Annotated in this window: 18 protein-coding genes; 12 read left to right on the forward strand and 6 right to left on the reverse strand. The window is 44.9% G+C overall.

All coding sequences use genetic code 11. The features are described 5' to 3' along the window. Nucleotides 1-2 precede the first annotated feature (2 nt). On the forward strand, nt 3-356 hold the full coding sequence (locus DFP80_RS19575) for a DUF805 domain-containing protein (protein WP_113918474.1): 354 nt from the start codon (nt 3-5) through the stop codon (nt 354-356). A 13-nt stretch (nt 357-369) separates the two neighbouring features. Next, on the forward strand, nt 370-960 hold the full coding sequence (locus DFP80_RS19580; RefSeq protein ID WP_113918475.1) for a hypothetical protein: 591 nt from the start codon (nt 370-372) through the stop codon (nt 958-960). Nucleotides 961-979: 19 nt separating this feature from the next. Here the strand turns inward: DFP80_RS19580 and DFP80_RS19585 are convergent, their stop codons facing one another. Further along, nucleotides 980-2,335 (reverse strand): GGDEF domain-containing protein, encoded by a 1,356-nt coding sequence (locus DFP80_RS19585; protein WP_113918476.1) that lies wholly within the window; start codon nt 2,333-2,335, stop codon nt 980-982. Nucleotides 2,336-2,513: 178 nt separating this feature from the next. Next, nucleotides 2,514-3,365: a LysR family transcriptional regulator gene (locus DFP80_RS19590; RefSeq protein ID WP_158601383.1), complete on the reverse strand. Its 852-nt coding sequence runs from the start codon at nt 3,363-3,365 to the stop codon at nt 2,514-2,516. Between the two features lie 160 nt (nt 3,366-3,525). Here DFP80_RS19590 and DFP80_RS19595 point away from each other — a divergent pair, with 160 nt between their 5' ends. Continuing rightward, nucleotides 3,526-4,248: an HPP family protein gene (locus DFP80_RS19595; RefSeq protein WP_113918478.1), complete on the forward strand. Its 723-nt coding sequence runs from the start codon at nt 3,526-3,528 to the stop codon at nt 4,246-4,248. 119 nt (nt 4,249-4,367) lie between these two features. Next, on the forward strand, nt 4,368-4,841 hold the full coding sequence (locus tag DFP80_RS19600) for a GNAT family N-acetyltransferase (protein ID WP_113918479.1): 474 nt from the start codon (nt 4,368-4,370) through the stop codon (nt 4,839-4,841). A 91-nt stretch (nt 4,842-4,932) separates the two neighbouring features. On the opposite strand, the gene DFP80_RS19605 is transcribed toward DFP80_RS19600, so the two are convergent. From DFP80_RS19605 to DFP80_RS19620, 4 genes are read right to left on the reverse strand one after another with little or no spacing between them, the layout of a single operon-like run. After that, nucleotides 4,933-5,661 (reverse strand): amino acid ABC transporter ATP-binding protein, encoded by a 729-nt coding sequence (locus DFP80_RS19605; RefSeq protein ID WP_113918480.1) that lies wholly within the window; start codon nt 5,659-5,661, stop codon nt 4,933-4,935. Further along, nucleotides 5,648-6,298 (reverse strand): amino acid ABC transporter permease, encoded by a 651-nt coding sequence (locus tag DFP80_RS19610; RefSeq protein WP_113918481.1) that lies wholly within the window; start codon nt 6,296-6,298, stop codon nt 5,648-5,650. The genes DFP80_RS19605 and DFP80_RS19610 overlap by 14 nt, the downstream gene beginning before the upstream one ends. Nucleotides 6,299-6,333: 35 nt before the next feature. Then, nucleotides 6,334-6,996, reverse strand: a complete 663-nt coding sequence (locus DFP80_RS19615) for an amino acid ABC transporter permease (RefSeq protein WP_113918482.1) — start codon at nt 6,994-6,996, stop codon at nt 6,334-6,336. Nucleotides 6,997-7,006: 10 nt separating this feature from the next. Continuing rightward, complete coding sequence (locus tag DFP80_RS19620) at nt 7,007-7,798, reverse strand: transporter substrate-binding domain-containing protein (RefSeq protein ID WP_113918483.1); 792 nt, start codon at nt 7,796-7,798, stop codon at nt 7,007-7,009. Between the two features lie 361 nt (nt 7,799-8,159). Between DFP80_RS19620 and DFP80_RS19625 the strand changes: the two genes are divergently transcribed. From DFP80_RS19625 to DFP80_RS19660, 8 genes are all read left to right on the forward strand, one after another. After that, nucleotides 8,160-8,978: a MurR/RpiR family transcriptional regulator gene (locus tag DFP80_RS19625; RefSeq protein ID WP_113918484.1), complete on the forward strand. Its 819-nt coding sequence runs from the start codon at nt 8,160-8,162 to the stop codon at nt 8,976-8,978. A gap of 125 nt (nt 8,979-9,103) precedes the next feature. Continuing rightward, nucleotides 9,104-10,327 (forward strand): amidase, encoded by a 1,224-nt coding sequence (locus tag DFP80_RS19630; protein ID WP_113918485.1) that lies wholly within the window; start codon nt 9,104-9,106, stop codon nt 10,325-10,327. Continuing rightward, on the forward strand, nt 10,324-11,913 hold the full coding sequence (locus DFP80_RS19635) for a gamma-glutamyltransferase family protein (RefSeq protein ID WP_113918486.1): 1,590 nt from the start codon (nt 10,324-10,326) through the stop codon (nt 11,911-11,913). Before DFP80_RS19630 ends, DFP80_RS19635 begins: the two co-directional genes overlap by 4 nt. Nucleotides 11,914-11,973: 60 nt before the next feature. Then, a complete protein-coding gene (locus DFP80_RS19640; RefSeq protein WP_113918487.1) occupies nt 11,974-12,792 on the forward strand; it encodes a sulfite exporter TauE/SafE family protein in 819 nt (272 codons plus the stop codon). A 9-nt stretch (nt 12,793-12,801) separates the two neighbouring features. Beyond that, entirely contained in the window at nt 12,802-14,022 is a 1,221-nt protein-coding gene (gene pucG / locus DFP80_RS19645) for a pyridoxal-phosphate-dependent aminotransferase family protein (RefSeq protein WP_113918488.1), read from the forward strand. Then, entirely contained in the window at nt 14,022-15,248 is a 1,227-nt protein-coding gene (locus tag DFP80_RS19650) for an allantoate amidohydrolase (protein ID WP_113918489.1), read from the forward strand. Before pucG ends, DFP80_RS19650 begins: the two co-directional genes overlap by 1 nt. A gap of 356 nt (nt 15,249-15,604) precedes the next feature. Continuing rightward, nucleotides 15,605-15,973 (forward strand): cupin domain-containing protein, encoded by a 369-nt coding sequence (locus DFP80_RS19655; protein WP_113918490.1) that lies wholly within the window; start codon nt 15,605-15,607, stop codon nt 15,971-15,973. Nucleotides 15,974-16,134: 161 nt separating this feature from the next. Then, complete coding sequence (locus DFP80_RS19660; protein ID WP_113918491.1) at nt 16,135-17,094, forward strand: ABC transporter substrate-binding protein; 960 nt, start codon at nt 16,135-16,137, stop codon at nt 17,092-17,094.

Below are 17,094 nucleotides of genomic sequence, written 5' to 3' on the forward strand. Positions count from 1 at the left end.
GTATGAACTGGTATTTTGATGCGTGGAAGCGTTATGCGCAATTTTCAGGACGAGCATCACTGGAGGCATTTTGGATGTTCTTTTTGGTGAATTGTTTGATCTCGTTAGTGTTTGTCTTATTGGAGATATTCTTTCAAGCAACTTGGAAAATAGAAGCGCTTTATAGCTTGCTGGCTTTCTTGCCAATGCTGTCTTTGACTGTACGTAGGTTGCATGACACTAATCGTTCGGCTTGGTGGTTGCTGGTGCTTTTGGTTCCCGCGATAGGCATGCTTGTGTTGCTCGTGCTGCTGGCGTTACCAAGCGAACCAGATAGTCATTTTGGTCGTTATCCACAAAGCACCTCGATGCTATAAAAAGGAGCCAAACATGAAAGATGTTAATAACTTACCCCACTTATCCACCATTTTATGCTCAGTTTTGCTACTTTTGTCGGTTTCTGCGTGCAGTCGTGAAGTCAAAAATACGCATGAAAGTAGCTTGGTGTCTTCAGATAATATAAAAGCCGTGGTCTACATCGAGTCGCCGAAAGTCGGTACTTTATTGCAGCTGCGAGGTATCGCTGGAAAGGGCCTGCTTATCGTCAAAAATGATGATAAGCAGAATGAGCAAGTAACCTGTTCTTCTTCGCCGATTCGGTTTGCAGCAGGTGACTTTGGTGGCGACAGCATTGGTATTCAATCCATGGAGCCGATTCGATTGCTTATTTACTCTGACAAAGTGGTGAAAAAACTCAATGCTGGCGACGAGATTGTCACTGAAGATTATGATATTACCGATCGGGGCGATGCAAGATTGGGGGATATTAAAATCGAATCGGGCTTAACGCTCAGCTATGGTTTTGTGCTAAATCCTGGTGAGTGGTCTTGGTCGTCGGTGTTTGGCTTGGATCGTGAAAAAGTGGATTGTGGGGCCATGTTGACTAATAGGCGCCACGAAAAAGACAGGACGCTTATATGAGCCTGTCTTTTGCGTGTTGTTATGCCACTACAGTAATGCGGTTTCGGCCGTTTTCTTTGGAATGGTAGAGTGCTTCGTCGGCACGGGTCATCAGCTGATCTTCTGTTTCATCAAAGTGATATTCGGTAACGCCCATACTGGCGGTGAATTTTGGTAAACCTTCGATTTGGAGTACTTCGATCTCATGACGAAGGCGTTCCGCGATTTTGGAGGCTGCATCAACGCTTTGTCTCGTTAGCAGGATTAGAAATTCTTCACCCCCCATACGAAACACCATATCAGGTTTGGTGATGTCTTTTTGCAGTAAATTTGCCAGTTCTTGTAAGACTTTATCACCCATTTGATGACCGTAGGTATCATTCACCTTTTTGAAGTGATCGACGTCTAATGAAATCAAGCTAAAGGTATTACCTTGCTCGGAAAGATTGATGAGTAACTGAATTTGTTCCGACCATTTATGGCGATTATAGGTGTTGGTGAGTTTGTCTTTGGTGGCCAGAGTGAGTAATTGCTGCTCAACCTCTTTTCGGGTGTCCATCTCGTCTGATAGCCGCATTATCATTCTTTTTAAATCCAATTCAAGCTCACCCAATTCATCGCTGCTACTTAAGCCTTTATTGTCTGGTCTAACGATAGGTTCGCCATGCTCTAAAGAGGTATGAAGTTGTTCGACTTGTTGGTGAATGTGGTGAATTCTAGAGCGCATCACATGCAAAACATAAGCCGCCAGTAAGCTGCTTAAAATAAAAGCGCAAATCCCAAGGCTGGTTTCAATCAACATAAAGCTACGTTGATGTTCTTCTGTATATTGTGCGCTCTCTTGAGTGAGCCTGCTTATTTGGCCTAATATGTTCACTATGTTTTTATCTAAGCTGGCTGCCGTTAATTCTAAGCGCTGCCATGTTTCTGCTGGTAAATTGCCATTAATTAGTAGGGTTTCCAGCTGTTTTTCAAATTCTTGATTGACGTCTGAAAAGTCATATATTTCAGTGAGGATGAGCTGATACTGGTCTGGTTTGAACTGAATTTCATCATTATTAAGGCTTGTGCTGACTAAGTTTGTTGCACGATTAAGTAAGTTAGTGATGACTTGGTGGCGGTTTAAAAATGACTCAACGGTGTTTTCGCTTTTATGGCCTTTTTCAAGCAATAGACGAAACTGTTCTATGGAAAGGTGTTGTTGCAGCTGAAGCATTTCGACCTGAGTGATGACTTCATTTAGCGGAATATCAACGTGTGAAATCTCTCTTAATTCATGGTTGATCGCCCGAACCTGATAAATAGAATAACCAATGACAATGAGTAAAAAACTTAATGATACGGCGAGGATACTGCCGATTTTTCGGTTAAGAGACGCATTAATCCAATCAAACATAGCCTAAACATCCCGTGTTTTTCTGATTCAGAATAGGGTTTACTTTACTGTATTATTTGATACAGCATAAGATGAAAAAAAACAAATAAGATAATGTCTGCTCATCACGACTTTTTTAGTCGGATAAGTGTATGTTTATAGAGTAGCCCAGCAAATTCGATTAGTCATTTTTACAACATTAAATCATCCAGTTAGAGAAACTTTTGCCTTTCTCTAAAAGGTATTCTTTAGCTTGTTCAAAGGTATCCGGCAATCTTGTGTTTTTGTGATACACAAGGTAAATGGGATAAGTGAATTCAGCAGCGCTTTTTACTTTGTGTAAAAGCCCTTCTTTTAAATAGTGGTCGACCACTCGTGTACGAAAGTAACCATTTCCACCTTTCGCCAATAAGTATTTCAATGCCATAGGGCCAAGAGAAAACTGCATTGCCGTTTGTCGGTTAAAGGGCACACAACGATCAAATTGTAGGGTAAATTCTTCTCCCCATTCGATGAATAAATCTGGAAAATTTTGCTTGCCTGACTCGACATGAATGAGTTTTTCTTCGGCAATTTGTTCGACGACCAAGCCGGGTAAATAACGCGGACTGTGGACAATAATGGCATCGATTGTTTGTTTTTGCAGAGATTGATACAGCATGTCTGTGGTGGATACTTGGCTGTTGATCATTAAATGTGGCATATCGTCAGCAAGAGCAAGTAACCAATCGATTAAAATCGGGTTCCACAAACTAATTTCTCCGCCGACTTTTAGTGTCTGTTTGGCTTGATAGTCCTCATTACCACAAATTTGTTTGGCTTGTTCCCATGCTTCCATCATTTTCTTGGCTGGTTGCACAAAGGCTTCACCACTTTTTGTTAGCTTTGCACCCGCTCGATTACGGATAAATAGAGTACAAGCTAGTGCCGATTCCAATGCTTGGACCCGTGCCGTCACCGTGGTTTGAGTGACATGTAGGCGTTCTGCTGCACGAGCAAACGTTCCCGCATGAATAATTTCGAGAAAGGTTTTGGTTTGTTCAATATCCATTATAATTTTAAATGCAACTATATTGCATTTAAACCTCATTTAAATTCGTTATACATCAGGCTATTTTAATCACTAAAATGGCGCCGCTACTAGGAAAACACTATAGGTCGTCTTAGTTGTTTGAAATCGTTATTTATTTTTGTAAGGTCCCATTAAATAAATGTTCCTCTCATATTGTCGTAACATTGCTCTGTTCATTGGTATTGAAACCAATAAAACTTCCCACTTTGAACGCTTTTTATCAGGTATGACTGCTTGTCTCGCATTAGTCAGTGTTTACTATTTATCGAGTCTATTTTTATCTCTATCGGATTCATTATTGGTAGTCGCCTCTATCGGGGCCAGTGCGGTTTTGTTGTTTGCCATTCCCCATGGAGCTTTGTCTCAACCATGGCCTTTTATAGTAGGGCATCTTATCTCTGCTTTTATTGGCATTAGTTTTTATCAAGAATTTGGTACGTCTTTTGTTACTGGTGCTATGGCGGTTGGTGTGTCGATTATCAGCATGCATTACCTGCGTTGCTTGCATCCGCCAGGCGGGTCGACTGCATTATCTTGTGTGATTGGTGGCAGCAGTATACATGCGATGGGGTATGAGTTTTTACTGTATCCATTATTGATCAATTTATTAGCAATGCTGGTATTGGCTTTTATTCTCAATAATTGTTTTTCTTGGCGACGTTATCCTGTTTCTTTAAACGTTTCGCTCAATCAAGAACCCCATGAACAGCAGTCGCTTGAAATGGAAGACCTTTATCACGTGCTAGAGCAGGAAGACATTTTTATCGACGTGAGTGCAGAAGAGCTTATGAATATCTACAACACCGCAAGAGACAAAGCGAAAACACGACATAAAGAACGTGTTGCTAAATTGTCGAGATAGGGTTCTATGGCTCTTGTTGACTCATTTCGAGATTGCTATCCAATGCAAAAGAGCTAACATGTTTTCTTAAAATATTGTTTTTCTTGAAGCTCTTTTGCAGGGAAATATAAGGGTTTTATATGGATATTAGATTTGAACCTATTTCTATCGATACACACTTTTCTCAATGTGTGGCATTTAGACGGGATGCATACTTATGCAGCTTCGGAAGTGATGTTGGTTTTGAAGATTCAATCATTGGCTACGAAGCTCTGTTACGGCAAAACACGTTAGAAGAAGGCTGGTATTACTTTCATATCTGGCATGAAAGTCAGCTTATTGGTCAGTTGGAATTTAGATCTTTTTCTAGGTCTGTTGATACTGGTTATGTTCAATTAATCTATTTGATTCCCGAATATCGAGGTTTAGGCTTGGGGACTAAGCTGCAAGAGTTTATCCGCGCTCAATTAATAGAAGCGGGTTGCAATAAAGCAATGCTGTGTGTGAGTAGGGCCAATGAACGAGCTTTACATCATTATAAACGCGCAGGTTGGGAGTATTTATTCCCTAATCCAAAAGGTAAAAATATGGATTTCTACCAAATAGATTTGTAGAAAATAGGTTAAATACAGCCAAGGCATTTTGATGAATTTGCCAGTGTAACAATGTTGCCTCGACTGTATTCCATTCTTAATTCCCGAACTACTAAAGCACAGCCCCTATAAATTGTTTGAGCTCGTCTGTCTGAGGGTTGGACAAGAGGGTTTTCGAATCCCCTTGTTCCCAGACTTTGCCTTGGTGCATGAAGACCACTCGGCTGCCGACGTCGCGGGCGAAGTTCATTTCATGGGTCACAAGTACCAGGGTGATACCTTCTTTCGCCAATTGCTCGAGTACTTTTAGTACTTCGCCAACCAGTTCTGGATCAAGAGCAGAGGTGATTTCATCACATAATAAAACTTTCGGAGACATCGCCAGGGCGCGTGCGATGGCCACACGTTGTTGCTGACCACCAGATAGCTTTTCTGGGAAGCTATCGAATTTATCTGCGAGCCCTACTTTTTCCAACATGGCGCGAGCCGTCGTTTCGGCCTCGGCTTTGCTTTTCTTTAAAACAATCGTTGGCGCGAGCATAACGTTTTCGCCCACCGTCATGTGCGGGAAAAGGTTGAAGTTTTGGAAGATCATACCAACGCTAAGAGCAAGACGACGCACCTGAATATCTTCAGTGGTGACTTCTTTACCATCAACAGTAATACCGCCTTCTTGGTATTGTTCCAGGCCATTAATGCAGCGCAATAGAGTACTTTTGCCAGAGCCACTTTTGCCGATGATAGAAACGACTTCTCCTGCTTTGATGTCTAGATCAATGCCTTTCAGCACATGATTATCGCCATAGTATTTATGGACTTGATGTAGGTTAACGAGAGACATTGAATTTTTTCTCCAGATGCTTGCTGTACAAAGACAGTGGGTAACAGAGCATGAAATAAATAAGTGCGACTAGAGTGAATATTTTGAAGGGTTCAAAAGTAGCATTATTTAACATGGTGCCGACTTTAGTTAGCTCGACAAAGCCAATTACCGACGCCAAAGCTGTGCCTTTAATGACTTGTACTGAAAAGCCGACAGTTGGAGCGGTCGCCACGCGAATCGCTTGCGGTAAGATAATATGTCGTAGGGTTTGTAAAAAGCTTAAGCCCAAACAACGGCTGGCTTCCCATTGGCCTTTTGGCAGGGTGTCGATACAGCCACGCCAGATTTCTACTAAAAAGGCGCTGGTAAAAAGCGTCAGCGACAAAATGGCTGCTCCCCAAGCGGATATTTCATAACCCAGCATGGATAAGCCAAAGAAGCACAAGAACATCTGCATCAGTAATGGCGTGCCTTGAAACAGTTCCACGTAGACTCTTACGATGCGTTGCATCGCAGGGTTACGTGTTAAGCGCATGGCGGTTAATGTCAGCGCGACTGTAGTACCGCCGATAAACGCTGCGAGTGATAATAAGATCGTCCATTGTGTCGCAAACATTAAGTTGCGCAGAATGTCGTAGTTAGAAAATTCGATCATTGAGTTTTCCTCATTTTGCTCTTATTGAATGTCTTTTAATTAGACGCTCTATAAGCAAATAGGCGTTTTCCTAAAGCGTTGAAAGCAAATCTCAACAGAATAGACAAACCAAGGTACAAGAGTGCTGTCACAAAGTAGCTTTCAAAAGCGCGGAAGTTACGTGATTGCACAAGGTTAGCTGCGTAGGTTAAGTCCTGCACCGAAATCTGTGAAATGACCGCAGAACCCAACATGACGATAATGCATTGGCTGGTTAGGGCTGGATAAATTTTTTCAAATGCCGGTACGAAGATCACGCGCGTCAGTGTTTGACGAAAGTTAAGTCCCAACACTTTTGCAGCTTCAATCTGACCTTTTGAAATACTGGCAAGACCTGCTCGAATGATTTCTGTGCTGTATGCGCCAAGATTAATGGTCAGTGCGATCATGCTGGCTTCCCATGGCGACAACATCATGCCAATAGCTGGAAGACCAAAGAAGATGAAAAACAATTGAACAATAAAGGGCGTGTTACGGATAAGTTCCACGTACACACTGACGACTCGTTGACTTGCTCGGTTGCCGTATTGGCGTACGGTCGCGCAGACCGTACCCAATACCACTCCCAAGATCGTTGTCAGTACAGTGAGCTCAACCGTGGTTTTTAAACCACTGAGAAACACATCGCTGTATTGCAATAGATCAGAGAAATACAACATAACGAAAGCCTTATGCGCCGAAGCCTTTAGGTAGTGGTGCTTTTAGCCATTTCATCGAAATGTCGTTTAGCTCACCTGATGCTAAGGCGCCTTTGATCAAGTCATTTACTTTGCTCTGAAGAGCTGTTTCGCCTTTTGCCATGCCGATGTAGCAAGGCGAGTCTTTCAGCATGAATTTACTTTCTGGTGCCCGTTGTGGCTGGCGTTTAGCAATCTCTGCTGCAACCAAGTTACCAGTAGCAATCAAGTTCACTTGACCAGACAGGTAAGCCGTTAACGTGGTGTTGTTGTCTTCAAAGCGACGCACGTTAACAGATTTAGGTGCATTTTTCTCAAGCTCTAAATCTTCCACCGAACCGCGAGTAACGCCAACGGTTTTGTCTGCTAGCTGGCTGATTTGTGTAACGGCAACCTCTTTAGAGCCAAATACGCCTAAGAAGAAAGGTGCGTACGGTGTAGAAAAATCGATGGCTTTTTCACGTTCAGGGTTTTTGCCAAGGCTAGAAATCACTAGGTCGACTTTTTTGGTTTGCAGGTAAGGGATACGGTTTGCACTGGTTACTGGGACGATTTCGATTTTTACGCCCATTTCTTTCGCAATGTAATTTGCCATGTCCACATCGATACCCTGTGGTTTTAAATCAGTACCAACAGAGCCAAATGGAGGGAAGTCTTGAGGAACAGCGATGCGAATAAGGTTACGGTCTTTTATATCCTGCAATACATCTGCACTTGCGCTTAATGCACTAAAGCCTGCAGCAATGATCAATGTTTTGCTTAGTAGTTTGGTTAATCTTTTCATGGTCGGGGTTCCTGTTTCATTTTGTAAATGCCTGAAACACAATTTGCAACACCCATGCCAATGTGAAACAAAAGTTTCTCTATATTTGTTTTATGTAACAAATCAGCGCAAATACGATAGAAAATGACCAGTGACCAAACGTTATAGCGAAAAGGCGTTGCAGTGAAAAAGAGTATTCAGTGTTCTTTTTTGTGCGCCAATGTGGTGCCTTGATGATTTTTTGGTGCGCTCTTCTTTTACTTGGTCTGATGTGTTTTCCTGATGAAAGCGTACTACGAGACCCCAAAGCGATAATCTAAGTTGGCAGTTCAGCGATAATACATTACCGTAGAGCAAAATATCCCCGAATTGAGGTTAACCCGTGGCGACAAAGCAGGATGTGCTATCCCTGATCGAGCAGAGCTACCCGACTCTGTCTCCTTCAGCGCGATCCATAGCAAACTATTTACAACAGAACCCCTTGGCAATTGTGAGTCAAACGTCGGCCGAGATTGCTGAAAACACCAACACGTCAAAAGCGACCGTGAGTCGTTTCTTTCGTCAGCTTGGTTACGACTCTCAACAAGGGGCGAAGCAAGCGCAATTGTCATTGCGCGAAAGTGGGGTGCCAATTTACACCCAAGGCTCGTCTTTGGATCAAACCGCGCAAGAGCTAAAAAACCTGTCCTTGACCTTTGAAGGTCTGCGACCTGAAGTCCTTAACGACATCAGTGAACGCCTAGCCAAAGCAAGCCGAGTGACCTTGATAGGTTTTCGTAATGCCTATCCATTAGCGTTGCATTTTCGTCAACAGTTGCAACAAGTGCGTCACTCCGTTCGCTTATTGCCGCAACCGGGTCAAACATTAGGGGAAGATTTACACGACATTCTTGATGATGAAGTGATTGTCTTGCTGGGCTTTAGACGTCGCACTCGCCAGTTCAAACAAATCGTTGAAGCTTTGCAGGGCCGAACAACAGTCCTGATTACAGATCCAACAGGGCAGGTTTATAACCAACAAGTGTCCCATGTACTGCTTTGTCACCTTGGCAACGAAAGTCCATTCGACAGCTACGCCGCGCCAATGAGCTTAATTTCTATGTTGTGCAACCGTGTGTTTGGCGTTTTGGGTGATGCGGCGAGTCGTCAGACGCAGGCGATTTCGGCGTTGTATGAAGATTTGGACGAGTTAGAGCCATAATTTTTAAATAGAAACTGACCCACACTGTTTGCGACACTTTTGAAGAAAAAATAGAATTCTTTTTTGTTTCAGTTGACAGGGTGGTGAAACGATTGTTTCATATGTGCTAATCAAGCGGAGGACATATGAAACATTTCATGGTACAAAATCCCTTTCTTACATTAGATTCAATATCGAGCGAAACTGTTTGGAATGAGTCGCCACAAGCCGATTCTTCCTTGCCATTAAGCGGTTTGCGTTTAGCTGTGAAAGACTTGTTTCATATGGTAGGGCGGCCAACTTCCGCTGGGAATCCAACTTGGCTTGCCACTCATCCGATTCCGACGAAAACGGCTTCTAGCGTTACTGCTTTGCTTGATGCTGGGGCAACTTTTTGCGGTAAAACCATTACGGACGAGTTGGCTTACAGCCTTAATGGACAAAATATTCACTACGGAACACCCTCAAATCCGGTGACACCTAATCGTCTCCCAGGCGGGTCGTCATCGGGTTCGGCGGTGGCTGTGTCATCTGATCTTGCTGATATAGGCTTAGGCACAGACACGGGCGGTTCGATTCGCGTCCCTGCAAGCTATAACGGCTTGTTTGGATTACGTCCGACCCATGGCGTCATTCCATCTGATAATATGGTCGCTCTTGCGCCGTCTTTCGATACGGTAGGTTGGCTTACCAGAGACTTAGAAACGTTAGCAAGAACGGCCGCAACGCTGCTCAAAAGAAAACCGTCTAAAGCATTTAATAACATATTGATTGCTAAGAATTTAATTGATCAAGTAGCCCACGTAAAAGAGCTAAAGAGTCAGCTGCAAACATGGCGTGAACAAGGTTATTTCCTAAAAGAATCTTCCGTCGTAATCGACACCAAAGTATGGAAAACCAGCGAGACTTTTCGAACCTTACAAGGCGCAGAAATTTGGCACGAACATGGCAAGTGGATTAATGATCTTAAAGGCTTAGCAGAGGTTGATACTTCCTCTGTTTTTGCACCAGATATTCAGCAGCGTTTTGACTGGTGCCAAACCATTTCTTCAGCTGACATTGCCGCTGCAAAACAGCAAAGACAGCGTTTTACTGATTGGCTGGAAAATGAAATCGAAGAATCAGTACTTATCATCCCGACTACACCAGGGTTAGCGCCTTTATTTGATGCGCCCGATGACGAACTCGCGGCGTATCGAAATCAGTTGATGGACATTACGGCCATTGCTGGATTGGCAGGGCTTCCACAGTTGCATTTGCCTGTTTGTACCTTACATGGTGCGCCGTGTGGTTTGTCTTTGGTGGGTTCAAAAGGCACAGATTTGGCGCTAATTGAGTTCGCAAAAACCTTAATGGAGTCAGCGTCATGAAAAAGAACGAGATAGCGTTTACGGCGCCACATTTTAAAGCCACAGAAACAGGGCGAAAAATTCTTGAACAAGGTGGTACTGCGATAGAAGCCATGGTCGCTGCAGCGGCTACGATTGCCGTGGTCTATCCACATATGAACGGCTTGGGTGGTGATGGTTTTTGGTTGATCAGTGAGCCGAACAAAACACCGATTGGCATTGATGCGTCAGGCAAAGCTGCAGAATTGGCCTCGATGGAGTTTTATTGCGGCCACGATAGTATCCCGACACGAGGCGGAAAAGCGGCTTTGACTATGGCGGGCGCTGTTGCGGGTTGGCAAGAAGCCTTGGCAGTGAGTCAAGAATGGCAAACCGCCTCCAACGCACAAAACTTGCCCTTATCGACCTTACTGGACGATGCGATTCAGTTAGCGAAAAACGGCAGCGCAGTGACAAAAACCTATGTCGATGCCAGCAAGAAAACCTTTGCGGATCTAGTCGACGTACAAGGCTTTGCATCGTCGTTTTTAAAGCATAGCAGCCTGTACGATCAAGGCGATAACCTGACTTTGCCAATGTTGGCGAAAACGCTGGAAGAACTGGCTGAAAAAGGGCTAGACGATTTTTATCAGGGCGATATTGCCGTGCGATTAGCGAAAGATTTAGCGACAGCAGGCTCACCTATTCGTTTGGCGGATTTTCATTCATATCAAGCAAAACGCGTAGAGCCTTTGCAGGTCAAAACCAGTGTTGGCTCTCTCTATAACTTGCCAGCGCCAACACAAGGTATCGCGTCGTTATTGATTTTGGCCTTGTATGACAAGCTTTATACGCAAGGTAAAACCGCCACCGACATGGCGCACTTATTGATTGAATGCACCAAACAAGCCTTTATCGCGCGCAATGAATTCGTCACCGATGAATCTCGTTTAGCCATGGATTTAGCGTCCCTGTTGGAAGAAAAACAGCTCGAAAAAATGTGTCACGAGATCGCTTTAGAAAGTGCTCAGCCTTGGCCGCATCAAGCCAAACATGGCGACACTATTTGGATGGGCGCGTGTGACAGCGAAGGTCGCATGGTCAGCTACATTCAGAGTTTGTATTGGGAGTTTGGCAGCGGTGTGGTCAGCCCTTCTACGGGTATTGTGTGGAATAATCGCGGCTCGTCTTTTTCGTTAGATAAAGACTCAATTCAAGCGCTTTCGCCGAATTTAAAGCCTTTTCATACTTTGAATCCGGCGTTTGCTGAATTGAATGATGGCCGTCGGATCAGTTATGGCACCATGGGTGGAGAAGGTCAGCCACAGACGCAAGCCGCCTTGTTTAGTCGCTATGTTTATCATCAAATGCCGTTGGATCAAGCCATTAGTGAAGGACGTTGGTTGCTTGGTCGAACGTGGGGTGATGTGAGTCATAATTTGAAAGTCGAGCAAGACTTTGCAGATATCGCTGCCGATGAACTGGTGAAACGCGGTCACGATTTAGTCGTCGTTGATTCGTGTAATGAATTAATGGGGCACGCTGGTGCGGTGGTGCTTCATCCGGAAGGTCACACCGACGCTGCGACGGACCCACGCAGTGATGGCTTAGCCATCGGTACTTTTTAAAACACATTTTATTAGTAACACTATTTTAAGTAACAATCTCATTTAGGAGCGAACAGAAACATGTCATTCATAATGGAAAACTATTCCATGATTCTCGCCATGATGGCCACGGGTGTGGTCGGCGGGATTTTAGCCGGTTTGTTAGGTGTTGGCGGCGGTATTGTTATCGTGCCTGTGTTGTTTTTCTTGTATCAAGGCTTGGGTGTGAGCGCAGATACGGCCATGTTAGTGGCGACTGCAACGTCTCTTGCAACCATTATTCCGACCTCGATTAGCTCGATTCGCGCTCATAAAGCCAAAGGCAATGTGGATTTTGACTTGCTGAAACGTTGGGGCTTTTTTATCTTTTTAGGCGTGATGATCGGCAGTTTTGTCGTAACGCGTGTTGATGGGCAGTGGTTGACTCTGTTGTTCGGTATTATTGCGACCTTATCTGCATTGAACATGTTGCTTGGCAAAAAAGACAGCATGTTTAAATCTTTACCGGGCCATGCTGGGCAAGGTGTGATGGCCACATGCGTTGGTTTTTTCAGTTCTATGGTGGGGATTGGAGGAGGTACCTTAACCGTTCCCATGCTGACCTTTTGTAATTATCCAGCTCATCGCGCTGTCGGCACTGCCGCTGCAGTGGGTTTGATTATTTCATTACCCGCGGCGTTAACCATGCTGGTTTTTGGTGATAGCCCAATTGATTCCCCTTACGGCACTGTGGGCTTGGTGAACTTAATTGGCGCCGCCTGCATCATTCCATTGACCGTTTTATTTGCGCCAGTTGGTGCGGGTTTAGCGCATCGTTTAGATGCGGCGAAATTGAAGAAAGTCTTCGCTGTGGTGTTAATTTTCACTGGCATCAAGATGCTTTATCAAGTTTTAGGTTAGGAGATTATTATGCAGCCGCTTTCATTACCTCCAAGGTTATTAATGGGCCCTGGCCCGATCAATTGTTACCCACGCGTGTTGTCGGCGATGTCGACTCAGTTAGTGGGTCAATATGATCCAACCATGACCAGCTACATGAACGAAGTTATGGAGCTATATCGTCGCGTTTTTAATACTAAGAACCAACAAACCTTTTTGATCGATGGCACCTCGCGTGCCGGTATTGAAGCGGCTTTGGTGTCTTGTTTGGAACCAGGCGATAAAGTGCTGATTCCTATCTTTGGACGCTTTGGTCACTTGTTAGCCGAAATTGCCGAACGTGCCGATGCCGAAGTTCACACCATCGAAGTACCTTGGGGCGAAGTCTTTGATCCGCAGCAAATTGAAGACGCGATCAAAAAAGTACAGCCAAAACTATTGGCGATTGTGCAGGGCGATACGTCGACCACCATGTTCCAGCCATTAGAAGAGTTGGGTGATATTTGTCGTGCTCATGATGTGTTGTTTTACACCGATGCCACGGCATCTATTGGCGGCAACCCGTTGGACGTTGACGCATGGAAAATCGACGCGGTCTCTGTTGGTTTGCAAAAGTGTCTTGGTGGCCCATCGGGTAGCGCACCGATTACATTGAGTGAGCGTTTTGTCTCTTGTGTTCGTAAGCGCGCGCATGTTGAAGCAGGCATTCGTGATGCGCATCATCAAGGCTCATCTGGCATGCGCATTCGTTCAAACTACTTTGATTTGCCAATGATCATGGATTATTGGGGCGATGAGCGTTTGAACCATCACACGGAAGCCGCGACCATGTTATTTGGTTCTCGTGAATGTGCGATTCAGTTACTTAACGAAGGCCAAGGTGCGGTGATTCAGCGCCATCAGCTGGCAGGTGACGCCATGCTGCAAGGTGTTTTAGCTATGGGTTTGAAACCGTTTGGTAACTTAAAACATAAGATGACCAATGTCGTTGGTGTACATATTCCAGAGCACGTCGATGGTGAACAAATACGTCATGATTTGCTGAACATTTTTAATATCGAAATCGGCACCAGCTTTGGGCCATTAAAAGGAAAGGTTTGGCGTATTGGCACCATGGGTTACAACGCTCGCCAAGACGCTGTTTTGCATACTTTGCAGTCGCTAGAAACCGTACTTCGTCGCGCTGGTTTTGCGTTACCTGCTGGCGCTGCGGTAGATGCGGCCATGTCGGTTTACGCAGGAGAAAAATAATGGCAGATTACGGCAAACTCGCTCAGTTGGTCATGGACCGCTGTGACGAACTTGGCAAAATCAGTCAAAGCGACGATTGCCTAGATCGTCGTTATCTCACCAAAGAACATAAACAAGCCAATGGATTGGTGGGCGGCTGGATGCAAGAAGCGGGCATGCAAACCTGGCAAGATGAAGCAGGTAATCTATGGGGGCGCTGGCAAGCGGCTGATCCTGATGCGCCGCGATTTATCATGGGCAGTCATCTAGATACCGTCCCAAATGGTGGTCAATACGACGGCATGTTGGGGGTTATCACGCCTGTTACCTTGATCGCTGCAATGAAAGAGGCAGGCGTTCGTTTGCCGTTTCACCTGGATGTAGTGGGCTTCGGCGACGAAGAAGGCACGCGTTTTAGCTCTACCTTGCTTGGCAGTCGTGCTCTGACAGGCCAATGGCCTGCAAGCTGGGCCGAAGTGAAAGACAGTGATGGGATTAGCCTAGCGCAAGCGCTAAAAGACTTTGGCTCAGACTTCGCGAGCATTCCCAATGCGGCCATCGCAACGGAGAACTTGCTCGGTTATCTTGAGCTGCATATTGAGCAAGGACCAGTGCTAGAAGACTTGGATTTGCCCGTTGGTGTGGTAAGTGCCATCGCTGGGGCGAAACGCTTTGAATTTAATATCACCGGCATGGCCGGGCACGCGGGTACAGTGCCAATGAACCTCCGTCAAGATGCCCTTTGTGCTAGCAGTGAGATGATTCTTGCGGTGGAACGAGTGGCGCAAAATCATGGCATAGTTGCCACCGTTGGACGTATTCAAAATCGCCCTAATGGCGTGAATGTTATTTCTGGCAACACGGGATTTTCCCTTGATATTCGCAGTGAATTTGATGATAAGCGTGATGTCGCGCTCGACGAAATTTTGATGGAATTAGACGCCATTGCTGCCCGTCGTAATGTGCGTATTGAGCGCAAAGCGACCCATGCCGCAGATGCGGTACATTGTGACGCGAAACTACAAGGCGTGTTACGAGATGCGATTGAAGTACAAAATATTCCGGTTCACACCTTGTTCTCTGGAGCAGGACATGACGCCATGGCGATTGCGGATATTTGCCCTGTGGCTATGTTGTTTATGCGCTGTGACAAAGGCATTAGTCATCACCCAGCGGAAGCGATTGATACACCCGATGTAGCCGTGACCTTGGCGGTGTTGAATCACACATTGCAGAATTTGGTGTAACGCCTCACTCCTGTTGTACTGAACTTAGTATCACGCTTCGCTCCCCGGTAGGACGTAAGGTGGCTCCCCAGTATAACGTTTCGCTCCCCGAGCAAGCTCGAAGAATCGCTTTCACGTTATGCTGGGGAGCTAGCCTTCTTCGGTTTAAAGCGTCCATGCGTTTAATTGGTGCTGACGTGTCGAGGAACGAGACAATACGCAAGCCAATTGAATTGCATGGAAGCTTATGAGGACGGCAAACGAGCAGGCCCGTGGCGTTGTATTCGATGAAACGAATATGAACACGCAAGCCAATTGAATTGCATGGATGCTTATTATTACAGTAAATAAAATTACGGAAAATAGAGGAATATTCGATGCAATTTACGCGTATTTTTAACGATGATCAGGGTAAAAGTCACTTCGGTGATTTGAATGTTGATGTTCGTGATGGTGGCCCAATTGGCTTTTTGTCGGAGCGTTTTCCAGCAGGTGAGATGATCTTCCGTGAAACCCCAAGTGACTATGATTTCAAATGGCATCCAGCGCCACAGCGTCAGTTGTTGTTTATCATCAAAGGCCGCTGCGAGTTTACAGTGTCATCCGGTGAAACTCGCCAGTTTGGTGCAGGGGATGTGGTCTTGTTAGAAGACACCGAAGGCGAAGGTCATTGCAGCAAAGCCTTGTTCAACGAAATTCGCCACTCGATTTTTGTCACCGTGCCGGATGATTTAGTGTTTGGTTAATGTCTACTTTTGTACTGCAAAAACCTTAAAAGCCTGAGTCGATGACTTAGGCTTTTTTATTGACTTTCGTTAAGCCTTTTATAGCCTACTTAATGTTTATGAGGATGATAATTGTTATTATAGTAATCTTTTTATAAGAACAATGAAGGAAGTTCCCCAGTATGCTGGTAAACCAAGTAAGAAAATGGCTGTTTTGGCTGACAGCGTGTTTGCTGATGTTAGTGTCAGTCAATCAGGTGATGGCTTCGGATAGTAAAAATGATGCCTATAAAGAGGTTGTCCATGCTATGGGGCGCTCTGAAGTTCCCCAAAAAGTCTTACGTGTGGTGACCTTGTTTCAAGGAGCGACGGATTCTGCAGTGGCATTAGGTGTGACACCTGTTGGTGTTGTGGATTCTTGGGCGCAGCAGCCAACCTATGAATATTTGCGGGGTGCTTTGCAAGGTGTTGCTCATGTGGGGTTAGAGACTCAACCAAACCTAGAAGCCATTGTTGCGCTGAAACCAGATTTGATTATTGGTACCAAGTCGCGTCATGAAAAGATCTATCGTCAACTGTCGCAGATCGCACCCACTGTCATGGCAGAAAATGTTTACGACTTTAAAACTACGTTGGATTTAACCGCTGAAGCTCTGAATAAACAAGAGAAAGGTAAGCTGATTTGGGGTGAGTTTCAGCAGCGTATTACTCATTTCCATAATGAAGTTAAAAAGCGTGAGGTAAATTGGCCATTAACGGCGGCGATTCTCAATATTCGTGCTGATCATTTACGTCTGTATTTGAATCAAAGCTATCCTGGCGTGGTGCTAAAAGAGATAGGTTTTAAATTCCCGTTGCCAAATAAAACTGGTTGGGGGGTGAAGCTAAAAACTAAAGAAGCTTTGCCAAGTGTGAATGCTGATGTGTTTTTTATTATTTTGCATTCCAATGATTCGGCCGTTAGGCAAAATTACGATGCATGGCGTGCACATCCGTTATGGAAAATGCTAACGGCGCCTAAAAATAAGCAAGTATATGAAGTAGATAATGTGGCTTGGTTGTTGTCTGGCGGGATTCTAGGCGCTGAGAAAATACTAGACCAGCTGTACCAAATCTATCAATTACCTCAGGTCAATCATTAG

The sequence above is a fragment of the Marinomonas rhizomae genome (assembly GCF_003315485.1).
In the GTDB taxonomy this organism is placed as follows: domain Bacteria; phylum Pseudomonadota; class Gammaproteobacteria; order Pseudomonadales; family Marinomonadaceae; genus Marinomonas; species Marinomonas rhizomae.